The organism is Paraeggerthella hongkongensis (assembly GCF_003726035.1).
Taxonomy (GTDB): domain Bacteria; phylum Actinomycetota; class Coriobacteriia; order Coriobacteriales; family Eggerthellaceae; genus Paraeggerthella; species Paraeggerthella hongkongensis.
In genome coordinates this window covers 24,613-42,764 of record NZ_QICD01000020.1, presented here as the reverse complement: position 1 = coordinate 42,764, position 18,152 = coordinate 24,613, and the positions used below count along the sequence as shown (strand labels likewise).

The 18,152-nt window shown below is 62.1% G+C and carries 14 protein-coding genes and 1 pseudogene; 8 read left to right on the top strand and 7 right to left on the bottom strand.

Going from position 1 to position 18,152, the window contains the following annotated elements; genetic code table 11:
• The 6 genes and pseudogenes from DMP08_RS12650 to DMP08_RS09225 form a co-directional block, all read left to right on the top strand.
• Window positions 1–127, top strand: a pseudogene (locus DMP08_RS12650) (carbamate kinase); the annotation flags it as partial.
• Window positions 128–698: 571 nt separating this feature from the next.
• On the top strand, window positions 699–1,979 hold the full coding sequence (locus DMP08_RS09245; RefSeq protein ID WP_123192624.1) for an aspartate kinase: 1,281 nt from the start codon (window positions 699–701) through the stop codon (window positions 1,977–1,979).
• A gap of 243 nt (window positions 1,980–2,222) precedes the next feature.
• On the top strand, window positions 2,223–3,272 hold the full coding sequence (locus tag DMP08_RS09240; protein WP_123192623.1) for an aspartate-semialdehyde dehydrogenase: 1,050 nt from the start codon (window positions 2,223–2,225) through the stop codon (window positions 3,270–3,272).
• A 339-nt stretch (window positions 3,273–3,611) separates the two neighbouring features.
• Window positions 3,612–4,691 (top strand): GGDEF domain-containing protein, encoded by a 1,080-nt coding sequence (locus DMP08_RS09235; protein WP_123192622.1) that lies wholly within the window; start codon window positions 3,612–3,614, stop codon window positions 4,689–4,691.
• A 49-nt stretch (window positions 4,692–4,740) separates the two neighbouring features.
• Window positions 4,741–5,481, top strand: a complete 741-nt coding sequence (locus DMP08_RS09230) for a TlyA family RNA methyltransferase (RefSeq protein WP_123192621.1) — start codon at window positions 4,741–4,743, stop codon at window positions 5,479–5,481.
• Window positions 5,478–6,959, top strand: a complete 1,482-nt coding sequence (locus tag DMP08_RS09225; protein WP_123192620.1) for a helix-turn-helix transcriptional regulator — start codon at window positions 5,478–5,480, stop codon at window positions 6,957–6,959. Before DMP08_RS09230 ends, DMP08_RS09225 begins: the two co-directional genes overlap by 4 nt.
• 197 nt (window positions 6,960–7,156) lie before the next feature.
• On the opposite strand, the gene DMP08_RS09220 is transcribed toward DMP08_RS09225, so the two are convergent.
• The gene (locus DMP08_RS09220) at window positions 7,157–8,662 is read right to left on the bottom strand and encodes an FAD-dependent oxidoreductase (protein WP_161555455.1); all 1,506 of its coding nucleotides are present in this window, start codon (window positions 8,660–8,662) and stop codon (window positions 7,157–7,159) included.
• Window positions 8,663–9,152: 490 nt separating this feature from the next.
• Here DMP08_RS09220 and ettA point away from each other — a divergent pair, with 490 nt between their 5' ends.
• Entirely contained in the window at window positions 9,153–10,832 is a 1,680-nt protein-coding gene (ettA, locus tag DMP08_RS09215; protein ID WP_123192618.1) for an energy-dependent translational throttle protein EttA, read from the top strand.
• Window positions 10,833–10,984: 152 nt separating this feature from the next.
• Here the strand turns inward: ettA and DMP08_RS09210 are convergent, their stop codons facing one another.
• From DMP08_RS09210 to DMP08_RS09185, 6 genes are all read right to left on the bottom strand, one after another.
• Window positions 10,985–12,349: a PFL family protein gene (locus tag DMP08_RS09210; RefSeq protein ID WP_123192617.1), complete on the bottom strand. Its 1,365-nt coding sequence runs from the start codon at window positions 12,347–12,349 to the stop codon at window positions 10,985–10,987.
• Between the two features lie 210 nt (window positions 12,350–12,559).
• Window positions 12,560–13,903, bottom strand: coding sequence for an adenosylmethionine--8-amino-7-oxononanoate transaminase (gene bioA, locus DMP08_RS09205; RefSeq protein WP_123192616.1), 1,344 nt, complete (start codon window positions 13,901–13,903; stop codon window positions 12,560–12,562).
• A 62-nt stretch (window positions 13,904–13,965) separates the two neighbouring features.
• Window positions 13,966–14,658 (bottom strand): dethiobiotin synthase, encoded by a 693-nt coding sequence (gene bioD / locus DMP08_RS09200; protein WP_123192615.1) that lies wholly within the window; start codon window positions 14,656–14,658, stop codon window positions 13,966–13,968.
• Between the two features lie 63 nt (window positions 14,659–14,721).
• On the bottom strand, window positions 14,722–15,708 hold the full coding sequence (bioB, locus tag DMP08_RS09195; protein WP_123192614.1) for a biotin synthase BioB: 987 nt from the start codon (window positions 15,706–15,708) through the stop codon (window positions 14,722–14,724).
• Window positions 15,705–16,313, bottom strand: a complete 609-nt coding sequence (locus DMP08_RS09190; RefSeq protein WP_123192613.1) for a biotin transporter BioY — start codon at window positions 16,311–16,313, stop codon at window positions 15,705–15,707. The genes bioB and DMP08_RS09190 overlap by 4 nt, the downstream gene beginning before the upstream one ends.
• Window positions 16,303–17,277 carry a biotin--[acetyl-CoA-carboxylase] ligase gene (locus tag DMP08_RS09185; protein ID WP_244596903.1) on the bottom strand — a complete coding sequence of 325 codons (975 nt, stop codon included), beginning with the start codon at window positions 17,275–17,277 and terminating at the stop codon, window positions 16,303–16,305. Before DMP08_RS09185 ends, DMP08_RS09190 begins: the two co-directional genes overlap by 11 nt.
• Before the next feature lie 223 nt (window positions 17,278–17,500).
• Between DMP08_RS09185 and DMP08_RS09180 the strand changes: the two genes are divergently transcribed.
• Window positions 17,501–18,133, top strand: coding sequence for a TetR/AcrR family transcriptional regulator (locus DMP08_RS09180; RefSeq protein ID WP_123192611.1), 633 nt, complete (start codon window positions 17,501–17,503; stop codon window positions 18,131–18,133).
• Window positions 18,134–18,152: the final 19 nt, after the last annotated feature.

Below are 18,152 nucleotides of genomic sequence, written 5' to 3'. Positions count from 1 at the left end.
GCTGCCGAAGGTCGAGGCCTGCATCGAGTACGTGCGCGCCTTCCCCGAGGGCAAGGCCCTCATCACCAGCCTCGAGTGCGCCGCCGCGGGCCTCGAGGGCAAGACCGGCACCATCATCACGGCGTAGCTCCCGCCACGTCGTGCAGCGCCCCGCTCCCTTCTAAGCCGGAGGGGCGGGGCGCTCGTGCATCCCGTGCACGGGGCGCTTGCGCGCGAAAAACTGCCAGCGACAGGGGTTTTCGCGCGCAACCTCTTGGGGTTGACGCGGACGGGCGCTTATTTGGCAGAGATTGGAAGGTTTGCGGCTCCTGAACGCGGAAGATTCCGCCTATAGCAAACAAGTGGTCGCATAATGCCTGGTCGCAGATTTCATCTTCCCTTTTCGTGCGCGCCGTCGCGAACGAAAAGCCACAAACCTCGGAATCTCTGCCATTTTCGAGCCCTCCGCGGACAGATTGGGGTAGCGTCCCGAGTTTTTTGGGCGCGAATCGGGATTCCCAGCGGCAGCATGGTTGATCGCGGCGACCTCCATTTCGCGCAAAACCGCCTTCGATGCAGTCGCGCGCGCAGCTAGGGTGGTTCGGTGCCGCGCTTTCGCGGTGAAAAAAGCCCCAGGCGGCGGGCTTCCCGTAGGCGCGGCGGCGGGTTGTTTGGTATAGTGATGAGCCGATTGGGTCACTGCGACGAGAAAGAACACCATGTCGTTAATCGTATGCAAATTCGGAGGTACGTCGGTCGCTTCGCCTGAGCGCATCCAAATGGTCGCGAAGAAGCTCATTGCGAAAAAGCAAGCCGGGCACGACGTTGTGGCCGTTGTGTCCGCCATGGGCAAGACGACCGATGAACTGGTCGGGTTGGCGGCCTCGCTCAACGACAACCCGCCGGCTCGCGAGATGGACCGCCTGCTGTCCACGGGCGAGCAGGTTTCCATGACGCTTCTGGCCATGGCCATCGAGGCGCGCGGCTACAAGGCCATGAGCTTCACCGGCCGTCAGGCCGGCATCGAAACGGACGGCACGCACGCCAAGGCCAAGATCGTGAAGGTGCACAACGAGCGCATCATGGATGCGGTTCGCAACGGCATGATCGCGGTGGTGGCCGGATTCCAGGGCATCGATGCGAACGGCGACATCACCACGCTCGGCCGCGGCGGATCGGACACTACGGCGGTGGCGGTGGCGCACGGCTTGGGCGCCGACGTGTGCGAGATCTATTCCGACGTGGACGGCGTGTACACGGCCGATCCGCGCGTGTGCCCTCGAGCGCGCAAGCTCGACGTTCTCAGCTACGACGACATGCTGGAGCTTTCCAGCTCGGGCGCGGGCGTGCTTCAGATGCGCGCCGTGGAGTTCGCGCGCAAGTACCAGGTGGTCATTCATTCCCGCTCGGCGTTCTCTGATGCCGAGGGCACCTATATCAAGGAGGAAACCGACATGATGGAGGAAGCCGTCATCACCGGCATTGCCCACGATACGTCCGAGGTGAAGTTCACCATTCGCGGCGTGCCCGACATGACGGGCGTGGCCGCCAAGGTGTTCTCCGCGCTGGCGGGCAATAACGTGAGCGTGGACATGATCATCCAGAACATCTCGCTGGACGGCATCACCGACATCAGCTTCACGTGCCCGGGCGCTGATCAGCAGCGTGCGTGCGAAACGGTGGAGCGGATCCTGCCGGATATCAACGCGCGCGAGTACGATGTTGACGAGGATATCGCGAAGGTGAGCTTGGTGGGCACGGGCATGAAATCGTCGCCCGGCGTGGCCGCCAAGGCGTTCCAGACGCTTGGGGAGAACCAGATCAACATCTTGGCCATCTCCACGTCGCCCATTCGCTTGTCGGTGGTGGTCGACGGCGCGCAAACGGCGCAGGCCGTGCGCTGCTTGCATACGGCGTTCGATCTGGATTCCGATAGCGTGTTCGAGGAAACGCAGCTGAGCGCTGAGGAGATCGCCGCGAAGATGAACAAGGGCCGGTAAGGGTTGCGTCGTTCTGCCGAACGACGCAACCGCCCGACGCTGCGAGGGGCCGGTGCACGCCGTCTTCGCGCGATCCCGGCGGCTCGCGTACCCAAGGTACGCTTCGCCCCCGCGATCTCGCGAATTCGGCGCACCCCTGCCCCTCTCGCTGACGTACTACGCCAACCTGGGACCCAACCGGCTGGGCGTTAACTCAGGCGCAACGCGAGCGCCAACCTGAAAACAAGGGGAAAGGGAGTTGCTATGGCTTGGACGAAGGAAATACCGGCGAATCCGGTGGTGGCGATCGCGGGAGCGACGGGCGCTGTGGGCGCCGAGTTCCTGCAGGTGCTGCACGACGTGGACTTCCCTGCGAGCGAGGTGCGCGCGTTGGCGTCTGCGCGCTCGGCTGGCAAGGCCCTGCCGTTCGCCGGCTGCGGGCAGGTGCCCGCGGGCGACCTTATCGTGCAGGAGATGACCCCCGAGTCGTTCCAGGGCGTGGACATCGCGCTGTTCAGCTGCGGAGCCGGCATGTCCAAGCAGATGCGCCAGGCCGTGGTGGACGCCGGCGCCGTGATGATCGACAACTCCAGCGCGTTTCGCATGGACGAGGACGTGCCGCTGGTGGTGCCCGAAGTGAACCCTGCGGACGTGGCCTGGCACAACGGCGTGATCGCGAACCCGAACTGCTCCACCATCCAGATGGTGGTGGCGCTCAAGCCCTTGTACGACCTGTCGCCGATCACGCGCGTGGTGGTGTCCACGTACCAGGCGGCCAGCGGCGGCGGCGCGCCGGCCATGGAGGAGCTGTACAGCCAGACGAAGGACTTCCTGGGCGGTACGCCTTCCGAGGATCTGACGGTCGAGGTGTTCCAGCATCGCATCGCGTTCAACTGCATTCCCCACATCGACGTGTTCATGGACGACGACTACACCAAAGAAGAGTGGAAGATGGTCGTCGAGACGCAGAAGATCATGGGCGACCAAAACGTCAAGGTCGCGCCCACGTGCGTGCGCGTGCCCGTGCTGCGCTGCCATGCCGAATCGGTGAACGTGGAGTTCGCCGACGAGGTGAGCGTGGAAGCCGCGCGCGAAGCGCTCGAAGCGTTCGAGGGCATCACCGTCATGGACGACGGCGCTACGAACACGTACCCCATGCCGGGCCTTCTGGCGGGAACCAACGACACCTACGTCGGGCGCTTGCGCAAGGATCCCACGGTCGAGCATGGCTTGGCCTTCTGGGTGGTTGCCGACCAGATTCGCAAGGGCGCTGCTCTCAACGCCGTGCAGATCGCGCAGCTGCTTTTGCCGTAAGGCCCGCATAGCAAAGCGCTTGCTCGACGGCCGCCTGCTTGGGCGGCCGTCGTTGCGAAACGAGGAAGAAGGGGCAGGGCAGGGGCGCGTTTCTTCGTCTTGCCCCTTTGCCTTGCTCGGTTCGCTTCGCCGCTATCTGCGTGCAGGGAACGCGTTCGGCGCAACGCGTCGAGGACGCGATGCGGGGTCAATTTGCGCTCGCTTGCTGTGTTGCGCTTGGATGCTCCTGCATTTTGCCAGGTGGTTGGTTTCGGTGCCGAAACAAACATGTCCTTTGGAATTCGTGCGGGTCTTTTAAGGTAAGCTAACGCATCGGACATAGTTGCGAAGAAGGGGGGCATGCTGATGGGTTGGGCGCGGGCATTGGTGAGCCCTCCTGAGTTTTCGGACTATCGCGAGGCCGTGCGTGAGCAGAATCTGTCTATGATGAAGGGCTTGTGCCTCGGCTGCTTGATCGTATCGTTCGGCGCTGTGCTCTTGGAGTTGATTGACGCCTCGTTTGGATTCAAGGGCGCGGGTGCGTATGCGCTTGCGGTGCTTTCCACCGTGGGCTACGTGAGCGCTCGAACCGTTCTTGTCCGCCACCTGGATATCGTGCTGGTTTCGTACTACGTGTTCTTGGGCCTGATGCTGCTTTTGTTCATGCTCATGGGAACCGTATGGGACACTGAATCGGCGGCTATTACGTTCATCATGTTCATGGTGATGTTGCCTTTGTTCGTGCTTGATCGGCCGTGGCGCATCGCTCTTTTCATCGGGGTTGCGACCGCGTTGTTCTGCTTTTTGACCACGATGTTCAAGAGTCCGGAATTGGCGTTGGCCGATGTGAGGAACAGCGTGTCGTTTTGCTTTATGGGCATTGCGATAAACACGGCTTTCATGCGCGTCAAGCTGAACGATGTGGTGACCAGGGCAGAATTCGAGAAGCTCAGCACTATCGATTCGTTGACGGGGGTGCTCAACCGTCGTTCGGGGGAAAGCCTGATCGAGTGGTTGCTCGAGGCTCGCGAAGAAGGTGCGCTATCGGCGCTTGCCATGGTGGACATTGACGACTTCAAGCAGGTGAACGACACGCATGGGCATAGCGTGGGCGATGGCGTCCTGCTCAGCGTGACGCAAGCGATCGAGCGTGAGCTGCGGCCCGGCGACGTGCTGTGCCGACTGGGCGGCGACGAGTTCGTCGTGTTCTTCTCGAAGCTTGCGTCACGGGAGGAAGGGGTTGCCCTTGCCCAACGATTCGTGGAGAACGTTCGTCGGGGCCACGAAGAAGCCGCGGGAGCAAGCGTGAGCGTAGGGGTGGCGTACTGTCCAGACTCGGGGGCTAGCTTTGCTTCGCTGTACCAGGCGGCGGACGAGGCGCTGTATCGTTCGAAAGGCGAGGGGAAGAATCGGGTAGCATGCGCTGGGCGGTCCGCCTGACTCTGCGCTTTGTTTCAATCTTTGCGGGTGAAGCCTTATACTGTGCCCCATGAAGAAAATTCGATTGGATACGCTCCTGGTGGAGCAAGGGTATTTTCCCCATGTGGACGCCGCGCTTCGCGCGGTGCTGGCTCATGAGGTGAAGGTGGACGACGTGTACGCAACCAGCGCCGCCGTGAAGGTTGCGCCGGACGCCGACGTGGTGGTGAAGAATCGCAAGCGCTTCGTTTCGCGCGGCGGGCACAAGCTGCAAGGCGCGCTCGACGCGTTCGGGCAGAGCGCGTCCGGCATGCGCTGTATTGATATCGGCTCGTCGACCGGCGGGTTCAGCGATTGCTTGCTGCAGGCAGGCGCGGCAACCGTTGCGTGCGTGGACGTCAACTACGGGCAGCTTGCCTGGAAGCTTCGGCAGGATCCGCGCGTGCGCGTGTTCGAGCGAACGAACATCAAGCTTGCCGACCCGGGCAGCCTGGGCGCTCCGTTCGATCTGCTGGTCGCCGATCTCAGCTTCATCGGGTTGGCGCAGCTTGCTCCGATATTCGCTCGGCTGAGCGCGCCGGGGAGCGTGTTCATCGGCCTGGTGAAGCCCCAGTTCGAGTCGCGCGCGGGCGAAACGGAGGGCGGCGTCGTCCGCGATGCCGCCGTGCGCGAGCGCACGGTGGCCGAGGTGCGGGGAGCGTTGGAGGAAGCCGGGTTCGACGCGACGGGCGTGGTGGAGTCGCCCATCACGGGCCCGGAGGGCAACGTGGAGTATTTGGTACGTGCGGTATTCGAAGGGTCTGATGCATGACGGAGCTGTTCTCTGCGAGAAGCTTTTCGGGCGCATGTCAAGAGCGCCTTTCCCCGTCGTTTTTCGGAACCAGTTTAGTACTCGTTTGGATACAATGCATTTTGTATGCTCGCTACATCTGGGTTGATTCTGGGTTGACCACTGTTGAGATCAACTTTGCGCGCTGCGCGTGCATCGTGGTGCTGGGAGCGATCGCGCTTCGAAAGCCGTTCTCTCATCGAGCGCAAACGGTGCTCGGATGGACGTCGATCTTGTTGATGACGTTGGGCAGTTTGTTGTTTTTCGTGCAATCGCTTATGCCCGATCTTCCGTTTACCCTGGTTGCGGCGATTTGCTCCGGGATTGGTTTGACTTGGGGTGGCGGCATGTGGATTAATTTCTACGTACGCCTTGGCCTGCATGAGGCGTTGCTGGTCGCGTTCGGGTCGTTGGCCATTTCCAGCGTCATAGGCATTTTCATAGGCTACGTGGAGGCGAAGACCGCGTTTTTCATAAGCATGCTTTTGCCGGTGGTCATTCTGGTTATGTATCTTCAGGCTCAGAAGGCGCTTGATGCGCGCGAGGCACGCGGAATCGTTACTCCGTCGCCGAATGACGTGTACGCGCACGAGCCTCGTTCAACTCTCGTGCGCTTGATTGTGGGCATCGCCTTGTTCAGTTTCGTACTTGGTGTGTCACGAGGTTTTCCGTTCGGGGAATCAATCAAGCTTTCGCCTTCATTTCAGCTAGTGCAACACGTGGGGGTGACGGTTGCGGCGCTTGGCGTTATGTGGTGGGCGCTCGTCAAAGGTCGGCGCCTGAGATTTTCGGCTTTATGGCAGGCGCAGCTTGCCGCTCTTGCGGTGGGCGTAATCATGTTGTCCACGCTTGATCCGTTTACCGGTCAAATCGGGGCTACGCTCATTGCCATCACGAATTTGTTCCAGGTGGGCTTTCTTTGGTTCACCTCGTACGATGTTGCACGTCATCGTGCTTTGCCGCCGTACCTGGTCGTAGGTTTTTTCTGGTTCCTTCATCTGTTTTTTCGCGAGAGCGGGCGATTGGTCATGTTGGGGATCGGAAATCGCGGAGGGTTCGAGCAGATGCTGGTTATTGCGGGGATGATTTGTCTGCTTGCTATGAGCGTGGGCTTCCTGCTGACGGACGCCATTCCGCGGACAAGGCCGCTGTTTGCGGAAGATTGTTCAGACGAAGGAGTTCCGTCCGCTCGGGAGGAGTGCCCCTCGTTCTCTGCGCTTGTAAACGGAGACGTACGTGTTTCCGACAAATCGGATCGCTTGATGCAGGTGCGCGAACAGTATGGGCTGACCAAGCGCGAGACCGAAGTTCTTTCTTTTCTTGCGGAGGGACGCAGTTCGTCCTATATCGCCGGGGAATTATATCTTTCGGACAATACCGTTCGCAGCTACGTGAAGAACATCTATCAAAAGCTTGACGTTCATTCGAAGCAGGATCTTATTGACTTCATGAAAAAATGACCGATTGGCTCTTTGCGCCCCTGGATTCTTGTTGCTTGGCTTCACGTGTTCGATCATCGCACGAAATCCCGTGGCATAAGAAACCCCTAAAGTCGTGACCGATTTTATTAAATCTGGTCTAACTTTAGGGGTTCGCTTTACTCAGCCGGGCTTTCGTTGGAGGGATCAATCTTGTTGAACGGCCTGTCGATGCGTCGTCAACCTGCAATAGCGGAGCGGGCTGCGATGCGCCCGAAGATTAGACACTCCGCGACATTGCCGCCACCTTGGTACATGCCGCTCCAAATGGAGCCGAATTCGCCCGCAGAGTACAGGTGCGGGATGGGGGTTCCATCCGGATCGAGGATTTCTGCTTTGGCGCTGCGAACAGGTCCGCCGTCGGTGTTGAGGAACGCAGGGCAGCACAACTGCGCGTAAAACGGAGGGGTGGAGATGGGGGTGAGAGTCTTTGCCGGTCGATGGAAGAAGATGTCGGTGCCGTTTGTGCAGCATTCGTTCCATTGGTCTACCGTGGTTTTTAGCTCGTTCGCGGGAACGCCCATCTGGTCGGCTAACTCCTCGATGCTGTTTGCGGAATAGGCAAGCTTGTCGGCAACCGGATCGGACGTGGTGGAAGCAGGTATGGCTCCCGCCTCCAGACCTTGTTGGTCGAATACGAACCATGCTTTGCTTGGCTGGGCGAGATGAGGCCATTCACCGCCGATTTGCATGTGGCCATGGCGACTTCCAACGGCTAGGGATACGTTGTCCCTGTACGCGATATCCGACTTGTTACTATAGCCGTCCCAATCCATATAGTAGCGACGTCCGTTCGTCCCTACCGTGATGCCGAATTGCTTCGGGCATGGTGAAATGATCTGGTTGTTCGTGAACTTCGTATTCGCCAAATCCCGTCCGGCCATCCAAAAGCCCGCAACATGCTCCATGTGCCAAAAATCCGCACCGACTTTCATGCACGCCTTATGCCCGTCTCCGGTATTCAAGTCTTCGATGGCGGGGTGTGCGGCTCCTTGCCCAATGAAGTCTTGACGCATGGTGGGATTTGCCTCGAAACCTCCCGTGCACATGATGACGCCCTTGTTTGCCTTCACGTTCTTGCCGCCGATGACGGCGCCGAGGATTTCTTTCGTGGTCGGGTCTTGCACGAGCTCGCTGAGTGGGGCTTCGGTGCGGTATTTGATGACGTCGGCATGGCTGGTTATGACGCTGTCGAGCAGCTTGGTAATATGTTTAGCGCCTTTGATCTCAACGTCTTTCTTGCCGGCTATCGTGAGTTTTCCCAGTGAATAGCAGTGCTCGAATTCGGGCCATTCGGGCGTAGGGGCCAAGGGGTCGTCCTTTGTGCTGGGCGGGATGACGGATGCTTCTTCCAACGCTCCTCCCAAGGTGTTGAATACCCAGTCGTAATTTTCGGCAGCCCCCTTGGCATAGGCTGCAATTACGTCATCGGGCGTGGTTCCTTCGCTGCCGCGCATTTCGAGCATGTACTGGTTGAACGCATTTTCGTCGTTTGTGTAAACGATAGTCCCCTTGCAGAAAGGGCTGTTGCCGCCCGGCATGGTGCCTTTTTCGGCTAGCAGGCATGTCGCGCCGTTTCCTTCGAGGGCGACCGTGATTGCGGCGGCTTGGCCTGCGCACCCTGCGCCAACAACCACTACGTCGAACTCTTCGTCCCATTTTGTGTCGGCGCCTTTGGTTGCCAAGCCCTTTTCCGAGCTGCTCGATGCCCCCTGCGGTGCGCATCCAATGACACTAAAGCTTGCGGCGCCTGCAAGTGCCACGCCTGCGGTCTTGAGGAATGTGCGACGACTCTGGTTTGTAAGACTGCTTGATTCTCCCATGGCGAATCCTCCTTGGTTCGATTCATACGCAACGGCTGTTGCGCATGTGCTGAAGAAGATCCTAAAAAAAGAGGCTTTTGCGCGGCACACCCCAAGTGCGGTGTTTTGTGCGGCAATGTGGCTCCCCCTGCAAAACGAGGGGGTGTAGTGACGTTGCCGTTGACCTGCTTGAATTGTGCAGGAAGCCGTGTAGTTGCTTGTGTGCGTGACGCGGCCTGTGGTCGATGCTCGTTTTCGGGAAGCACGCCTCGTACGGCCCCTTCTTGTCCAAATGTGCGACAATAGACGGATGCAATTGTGCAGGCGCGGCCATGGGCGGCGGCCTGTGCGAAGTTGAGAACAAGGAGCATCCGTGGCGGAATTCATCTATCAAATGTACAAGGCGCGCAAGGCGCATGGCGACAAGGTCATCTTGGACGACGTGTCGCTTTCGTTCTATCCCGGCGCCAAAATCGGCGTGGTGGGCCCCAACGGCATGGGCAAGTCGACGCTGCTCAAGCTGATGGCCGGTCTTGAGGAGGTCTCGAACGGCGAGGCGCGCCTCTCTCCCGGTTACACGGTGGGCATTCTGCAGCAGGAGCCGCCGCTCGACGAGGACAAAACCGTCCTGGAGAATATCGAGCTGGCGTTCGGAGAGGTCAAGGCGAAGATCGATCGCTTCAACAAGATCGGCGAGCTCATGGGCGAGCCCGATGCCGACTTCGATGCGCTCATGGCCGAGATGGGCGAGCTTCAGGACGCCATCGACGCGGCGAACGGCTGGGATCTGGACAGCCAGCTGTCCCAGGCCATGGACGCGCTGCAGTGCCCCGACCCCGACATGCCGGTGAACGTGCTGTCCGGCGGCGAGCGTCGCCGCGTGGCGTTGTGCCGCCTGCTGCTTGAGGCGCCCGACCTGCTGCTTTTGGACGAGCCCACCAACCACCTGGACGCCGAGTCCGTGCTGTGGCTGGAGCGCTTCCTCAAGAACTACCAGGGTGCCGTGCTGGCCGTCACGCACGACCGCTACTTCCTGGACAACGTGGCCGAGTGGATCTGCGAGGTTGACCGTGGCAGCTTGTTCCCGTACAAGGGCAACTACTCCACGTATCTGGAGACGAAGGCCGCGCGCCTGGAGGCCCAGGGCCAGCGCGATGCGAAAATGGCGAAGCGCTTGCAGTCGGAGCTCGAATGGGTGCGCTCCAGCCCGAAGGCTCGTCAGGCGAAGAGCAAGGCCCGTTTGGAGCGCTACGAGCAGATGGCCGCCGAGGCCGCTGCGTCGAAGAAGCTCGACTTCACCGACATCCAGATCCCCGTGGGTCCGCGCCTGGGCGCGAAGGTGCTCGTGGCCGAGCATCTGCATAAATCGTTCGGCGACCGCGTGCTGATCGACGACCTGTCCTTCGAGCTGCCGCGCAACGGCATCGTGGGCGTGATCGGTCCGAACGGCGTGGGCAAGACCACGCTGTTCAAGGCCATCGTTGGGCTGGAGGAGTTGACTTCGGGCACGCTCGATGTCGGCGAGACGGTGAAGATCTCCTACGTCGATCAGAATCGCTCTGGCCTCGACCCGAAGGCGAACGTGTGGGAAGCCGTGTCCGGCGGCACCGATTACATTCGCGTGGGCGATACCGAGATTCCGACGCGCGCTTACGTGGCCAGCTTCGGCTTCAAGGGCTCTGATCAGCAAAAGCCCACGGGCGTGCTGTCCGGCGGCGAGCGCAACCGCTTGAACCTGGCGCTCACGCTGAAGGAAGGCGGCAACCTGCTGCTTTTGGACGAGCCGACCAACGACCTGGACGTTGAAACGCTCGAGTGCTTGGAAGAGGCGCTGCTGGCGTTCCCGGGTTGCGCCGTGGTGGTCAGCCACGACCGCATGTTCCTGGACCGCGTTGCCACGCACATTCTGGCATGGGAGGGCACCGACGAGAATCCCGGCAACTGGTTCTGGTTCGAGGGCAACTTCGAGTCCTACCAGAAGAACAAGGTGGAGCGCTTGGGCGAAGAGGCTGCGAAGCCGCATCGCATCCATCGCAAACTCACGCGCGACTAGCGCACCGTCTAGCCGGTTTCAAGCGAAGGGGCTGCATCAAACGTGATGCAGCCCCTTTTCGGTGTGCCCGGCGCGTTCGGCAGGGCTTTGCCGGGTCGATTCGCGCCCATAATGGTGCGGGAGGCGGCCCGTGGTCGCCTCCGGGAAGCGCGCTAGTTTTTCAGCGAGTTGATCGGCGCGGGCATGCGGCCGCCGCGATGGGCGAACACCGTGCCCGCATGCTGGTTGACCGGCATGACGGGCGCGTAGCCCAGCAGGCCGCCGAAGTCCAGCCGATCGCCCACCTGCTTGCCGATCGCGGGGATAACGCGCACGGCGGTGGTCTTGTTGTTGATCATGCCGATGGCGCATTCGTCGGCGATGATGCCGAAGATGGTCTCGACGCTGGTGTCGCCGGGTACCGCGATCATGTCCAGGCCCACCGAGCATACGCAGGTCATGGCTTCAAGCTTCTCCAGGGACAGGGCGCCGGACTCCGCTGCGCGAATCATGCCGGCATCCTCGGACACGGGAATGAACGCGCCGGACAGGCCGCCGACCGACGACGACGCCATGACGCCGCCCTTCTTCACGGCGTCGTTGAGCATGGCGAGCGCAGCCGTGGTGCCGGGGCCGCCGCACTGGCCGACGCCGATCGCTTCCAGGATCTCTGCCACCGAGTCGCCTTCGGCCGGCGTGGGAGCCAATGAAAGGTCCAGGATGCCTTGCTGCACGCCCAGGCGGCGCGACGCTTCGCGCGCCATCAGCTCGCCTGCGCGCGTGATCTTGAACGCAGTTGCCTTGATGGCTTCGGCAACCGACGTGATGTCGGCGTCCTTCGGCAGGTCGGCCAGCACGGCGCGCACCACGCCGGGTCCCGATACGCCCACGTTCACCACGGCGTCAGCCTCGCCCGATCCGTGGAACGCGCCGGCCATGAAGGGGTTGTCCTCCACGGCGTTGCAGAACACCACCAGTTTGCCTGCGCCGATGCACTGGCGGTCGGCCGTGGCCTCCGCCGTCTGCTTTACGATGCCGGCCATCAGATAGGCGGCGTCCATGTTGATGCCCGCGCGCGTGGAGCCCACGTTCACGCTCGAGCATACGTTGTCGGTTACGGACAGGGCATGGGGGATCGACTTCATCAGCGTGGTGTCGGCTCGCGACGCTCCTTTGTGGACGAGCGCGCTGAAGCCGCCTACGAAATCGACGCCCACTTCCTTGCCGGCCTTGTCCATGGCGATGGCGATGGGGGTGAAGTCGGCTGCGTCGGTGGCTGCGCAGATTTCGGCGATGGGCGTGACGGAGATGCGCTTGTTCACGATGGGGATGCCGTACTCGCGCTCCAATTGCTCGGCGGTGGGGACCAGTCGTTCGGCGGCGCTGGTCATGCGGTCGTAGACCTTGCGGGCCATGACGTCGATGTCGGCGTCGGTGCAACCGCGCAGGTTCAAGCCCAGCGTGATGGTTCGGATGTCCAGGTGCTGCTTGCTCACCATCGCAAGCGTCTCGGCGATTTCTGCCGGCGTGATCTGCATGGCGTCCTGTCTTTCTCTCTGGCGTTTGGGTATCGGTACAGTCTAGCAAATTATAGGGCGGTATGCCGGACAAGACAGAGGGACGGGAGCGCGGCTGCAGTCGCGCGCGGGCATTGTCGATCCGAAAACACGTTTTTGGGCTCAAAAACGTGTTTTCGGATCGACAATGAGCTTCCCGGCATGGCGCGAGCGATTCGTCCTGTCCGGTTTCTACCCCAGCACGGCGTCGATGGCTCCGCGAGCGCGCTCCACGGCGCAGTCGAGTTCGTCTTCGGTGATGGTCAGCGCCGGGTTGAAGTACACGACGTTGCCCAAGGGACGCAGCATCAGGCCGCGGTCGAGCGCCTGCCGGTAGATCCGATATCCCATGCGCTCGCCCGGGTCGAACCCTTCCTTGGTGTCGCGGTCGACTACCAGCTCAAGCGCGTGAATCATGCCCAGGCGGCGAATCTCTCCCACATGGGGGTGGTCGCCGAACGCCTCGGTCAGCCGCGCTTGCAGGTGGTCCGCTTTGACGGCGGCTCGTTCGAGCACGCGATCTTCCCGCATGATGCGCTGCACCGCCAAGGCCGCCGCCGCTGCGATGGGGTTTCCGGCGTAGGTGTGGCTGTGCATGAACGCCTTGCCCTCGGAGTAGTCGGCGTAGAAGGCGCGGTAGATGTCGTCGGTTACGGCCGTTACCGCCATGGGAAGAAAGCCCCCGGTCAGGTTCTTGGAAGTGCAGAGCATGTCGGGGGAGACGCTTGTCTGGTCGAAGGCGAACATGGTGCCGGTGCGACCGAAGCCCGTGGCCACTTCATCGGCGATGAGGTGCACGTCGTGCCGATCGCACAGCGCTCGCAGCTTTTCCAGGTACAGCGGCGGGTACATGCGCATGCCGGCACTTCCCTGCAAAAGCGGCTCGACGATGACGGCGCACGTTTCGCGCCCGTGCTGCTCGAACTGCCGCTCGGCATGCTCAAAGCAGGGGCAGCTGCACGCGTCGCGCGTGCAGCCGTACGCGCAGCGGTAGCAATCGGGCGCTTCGATGACGTGAGACCGGTGCATGAGCGGCGCGTACATGCCCGCGTACGTGGCATCGGCGCACACGGACAGCGCGCCCAGGGTTTCGCCATGGTAGCCTTCGGATAGGCACATGAACCGCTGTTTTTCCGGATGGCCCGTTTGCAGGTGGTATTGGAAGCTCATCTTGAGGGCGCACTCCACCGATGTGGAGCCGTTGTCCGAGAAGCAGAGCTTGTCCAGCCCTTCGGGCATGATGGCGGTCAGCTCTTCGGCAAGCTGGATGATGCCCTCGTGGGAAAAATTGGCGAACAGCACGTGGTCGAGTTTCTTCGCTTGCTGCGCAACGGCTTCCGCGATGTCGGGATTGCAATGCCCCAGCGTATTGCACCACCAGGAGCTGATGATGTCGATGTAGTCCTTTCCGTCCAAGTCGAACAGGCGCACTCCCTCTCCGCGTTCGATGATGATGGGAGGGAAGTCCTCGTAGTCCTTCATCTGGGAGCAGGGGTGCCAGATGTGCGCGAGGTCGCGTTCTTGCCAAGTTGCCATGCGGGGTCCTTTCCGAAGTTGATGAAAAAGCGCGCCGTGCGGGCGTTCCGCGCGGCGATGGGTCAGTCGAACAGGCTTGCCAAGGCGGCGGCGTCGCAATCAAGGGCTTGCGCACGGGGCGGGACGCAGACGATCACGGGAATGCCCGTGATCTCGCTTGCCATCAGGCGGTTGTCCTCGTGGAGCAGATTGCCCGCTTCGTAGTTGTTGAGCACGATGCCGCGGCACGGGATGTCCTTTTCGTCCAGGTACAACGCGGTGGTGGCAAGCGCGTTCAGGGTCCCCAGCCCCGCATCGGCGATCACGATGGCCCCTAGGCTCAGGGCGCGTACGACATCCTCCAGCATGATGCGCGCGCGTTCGTCCCAGCGCAGCGGGCAGACGATGCCGCCGCTGCCTTCGACCAGCACCAAGTCATGGCGCCTGCAGGCTTGTGCGTAGTCGCGTCGGACGACGTCCAGGTCAACGGGGTTTCCTTCCAGCCGCGAGGCCAGATGCGGCGACACCGCCGTGCGGTACGTGTAGGAGACCAGGTGCTCGTGGGGCTCGTCCAGCCCGGCAACTCGAGCGACGTACGAAGCGTCGCCGAGGAGGTTGCCGCGGCCGTCCGTTTCGATGCCGCTGATGGCTGCCTTGTAGTAGCCCGCATCGTATCCCGCTTCGCGCAGGCGCTTGAGGATGAGTGCGCTCACGTAGGTTTTTCCGACGTCGGTGCCGGTTGCGGTGACGAACAGGCCGCGCGATGTCGTGTTCATGCGGTTCCTCGTCTCTGATCGAAGGTTGCTCGACGCATGTGGGGCGGCGCGCTTCATGATGCGTCAGATGATGGGGTCGGGCACGGAGAACCCGGCGGAAGCGGCCATCGCCCGATCGGACGCCACGGAGAAGCCGCCGGTGGTCAGCATGTCCCCCGATATCAGGGCGTTTGCGCCGGCTTCAAGGCAGGCGCGCCCGGCTTCGCCCAGGAGCGCGCGGCCGCCGGCAAGGCGCAGGGACGTGCCGGGCAGGGCGAACCGGAACAGCGCCACCGTGCGCAGCACGTCGTCGTGCGCGAGCGGCGGCATGCTTGCCAACGGGGTGCCGGCGATGGGGTTCAGCACGTTGAGGGGCACCGAGTTCGGGCGCAGCGCGCGCAGCTCGAGCGCCAGGTCTATGCGGTCGATAAGGCTCTCTCCCATGCCGATGATGCCGCCGCTGCACACTTCCAGCCCGGCTTCGCGCGCGGCTTCGATTGCGCGTAGCTTGTCGTCGTAGGCGTGCGTGGTGCAGATGCGGGGAAAGAACGCGCGCGACGTTTCCAGATTGTTGTGCACGCGCTCAAGCCCGGCTTGCGCCAGCAAGGAGAAGTCTTCTTTTTCGAGCAGGCCGAGGGAGGCGCATACGGAAACGCCCGTGGCGCGCTTGACGGCCGCGATGGCCAGCGCTGCCCGTTCGACCTCGCTGCGCGAGAGCCGCTGCCCGGATGCCACGAGCGAGAATCGCTGCACGCCTGCTCGGACGTCGCGTTTCGCCTGGGCGACGATATCTGCGGCGGTGCGGAAGGGGTACTCCTCCACGCGCGCGCTCCAGTGGCGCGACTGGGCGCAGTACGCGCAGTTCTCGGGGCAGCGCCCGCTTTTGGCGTTGACGATGCTGCACAGGTCGAACGCGTCCCCGCACTGCGCGCGGCGCACGCGGTTGGCTGCGGCGGCCAGGTCGTGCAGGGGCGCTTTTGCGAGCGCGACCAGATCGGCGCGGTCGAGCTGGTCGCCCCGCGAGGCGGCGCGCTCGCATCGGTCGAGGTGGCTTTGGTCGAAGGTGGTCATGCGCGGCCTCGCTTCGAAGCGACTAGCGGCAAAAGGCGCTTGGCCAGCACGGCGCTGGCGAAGCACAGCGCGATGTCTCCCGGCACGGCCAAAACAAAGCAGTACAGCACAAGCGGCCCCAGCGCTATGGGGGCGCCTATGACGAAGTTGCTGATAAGGTAGAAGTACGCCATGCCCATCAGGTAGACCGCGCCCAATCCGGCGAAGCATGAGGCAAGCAGGCGCTTCGTGGACGGCTTCGGCGCGGCCCATGCAATGCGCGCCGTCAGGTACGTTCCCGCGCAAAAGCCGATCAGGTACCCGAAACTCGGCTGCGCCAGATACCCGATGCCGCCGCCCGATGCGAAGATAGGCAGCCCGATCAATCCCAGCGCCACGTACGCCGCCACGCTCAGCGTTCCCCAACGCGGGCCCAGCAGAAGGCCGGCCATGGTGGTGAACAGGAACTGCAGGGTGAACGGCACGACGGGCACCGGTATTTTAACGAAGGCCCCCACGGCGATGAGCGCGCAGAACAGCGCGCACAAGACGAGCGATCGGGTGTGGTTGCGTGCGTCGGGCAGGGCGTTGGATCGTGCCGCCGCGCGGGTTGCTCTATCGGGCATGGGCCGTGCTCACCTCTCCGTACGGGAGTTCCAGGCGCGCTTTGTCCGGAAGCTCTATCACCAGTTTGAAATCGTCGGTCAGATCGACGGCGCGGGCGCGCGTTCGCGATCCGTCGCGCGTTACCACGATGGGCTCGCCCAGCAAAAAGCAGCGACGGCGGTACTCGCTGTAGAACGAGCGATCCTCCAGATGTTCGTAAAGCGTCCAGAAACGCCCCAGGATCTCGGCGACAAGCCTGTTGCGCACCGCTTTCTCCCCGTCGCTGCAGATGGAGCCCGCAATATCGCCGATGGCGTCGGGGAAGCCTTGCGCCGGCGGCTTCACGTTGACGCCGACGCCCAGCACCGCGTGCTCGAAGCATCCCGACTCCATATCCACGGCGCCTTCGGTGAGGATCCCCGCCACCTTCTTCCCGTCGCAGTAGATGTCGTTCACCCACTTGATGGCAGCGGGCCTGCCCGCCACCTGCTCGATCGCCTGCGCGCAAGCCACGGCTGCGGCAGTGGTCAGGTACTGCGCGCGATCTGCTTGCAGCGCCGGGCGCAGCACGATGCTCAGGTAGATGCCGGTTTCCGCGGGCGAGAAGAACTCCTTGCCGCGTCGGCCCTTGCCCGCCGTTTGGCTTTCCGCAACCACCACGGTGCCTTCGGGGGCTCCCTCGAGGGCGCGCCGGCGCGCTTCGTCGTTCGTGGATTCCACCTGCTTGCGAACGACGAGGGAAAACGGATGCTCCGATGGAAGAAAGCGCTCGATGGCCTGGGGCGACAGCAAGTCGTTTTCTTGCGAAAGCGCGTAGCCTTTGTTTGTCGCGGCGGCGATGTCGTAGCCTTCCGCGCGAAGCGCGTTGACCGCTTTCCAGATGGCGTTTCTGCTCACGCCGATGGCGCGAGCCAGCTTTTCGCCCGATACGTACCGGTCTCGATTGTCTTCCAGCAGGCTGAGCAGCTGCTCTTTGGTTCCCACGGCGCCCCCTTGTTCGGTAGGGGCATGGTAGGGGAGCCGCGTTGCGAATGTCAACAATTCAAAAGCGTACCGGGTGACAATGTGTGTCCGAACCATGGGTTTCGCGTGACCGCTGGCGGCCTCCCCGGCATCCTCGGCTTGCCTTCCTTGTTCCGAAACCCTAGAATAACGTTATTGAACAAACTGTTCATTATTGATCGACTTGTCGAAAAGGAGTGTCTCCATGGCGGAAGCGCGCGGCGCCGCGACGGTGCCCTGCTGCGAGGATAGGCGCATCACGCGGTCGAAGAAGGCGTTGAGGGATGCGATGGTCGCGCTTATGGAAGAGCGCGGTTTCGACGGCATCACCGTCAACGACCTGTGCGAGCGCGCCGATTTGAACCGCGGCACCTTCTACAATCATTTTCGGGACAAGGACGATTTGCTGGCAACCCTGGAAAACGAGATCATGGCCGATCTCGACAGCTTTCAAGGACAGATGCAGGAGCTGACCGTTCCTTATCTTTGGGCTCATAAAACCAAGAGAAGGCCCCTTCCTTTTTTGGTCAATTTATTTGACTACCTGCGCGAACAAGGCGATTTCCTGCACGCCGTCCTGGGGCCGGGCGGCGATGTGCGCTTCGGGCCGCGCTTGCGCGAGTCGGTGTGCACGAACCTGATCGAGTCCATCCTGCACGAGCGCTATCGCAACGACCCCGAGCCGTTCGTGCAGTATTACGTGGCGTTTTACGCGTCGGCGTACATGGGCGTCATCATGCGCTGGATCGAAACGGGCATGCAGGAAAGCTCGGAGGACATGGCGCTTATTTCCATCCGGCTCTTTTTCATCAAGCCGGGCGAGTCTATCAAGTTGTAGGTGATATCGATGAGTCTCA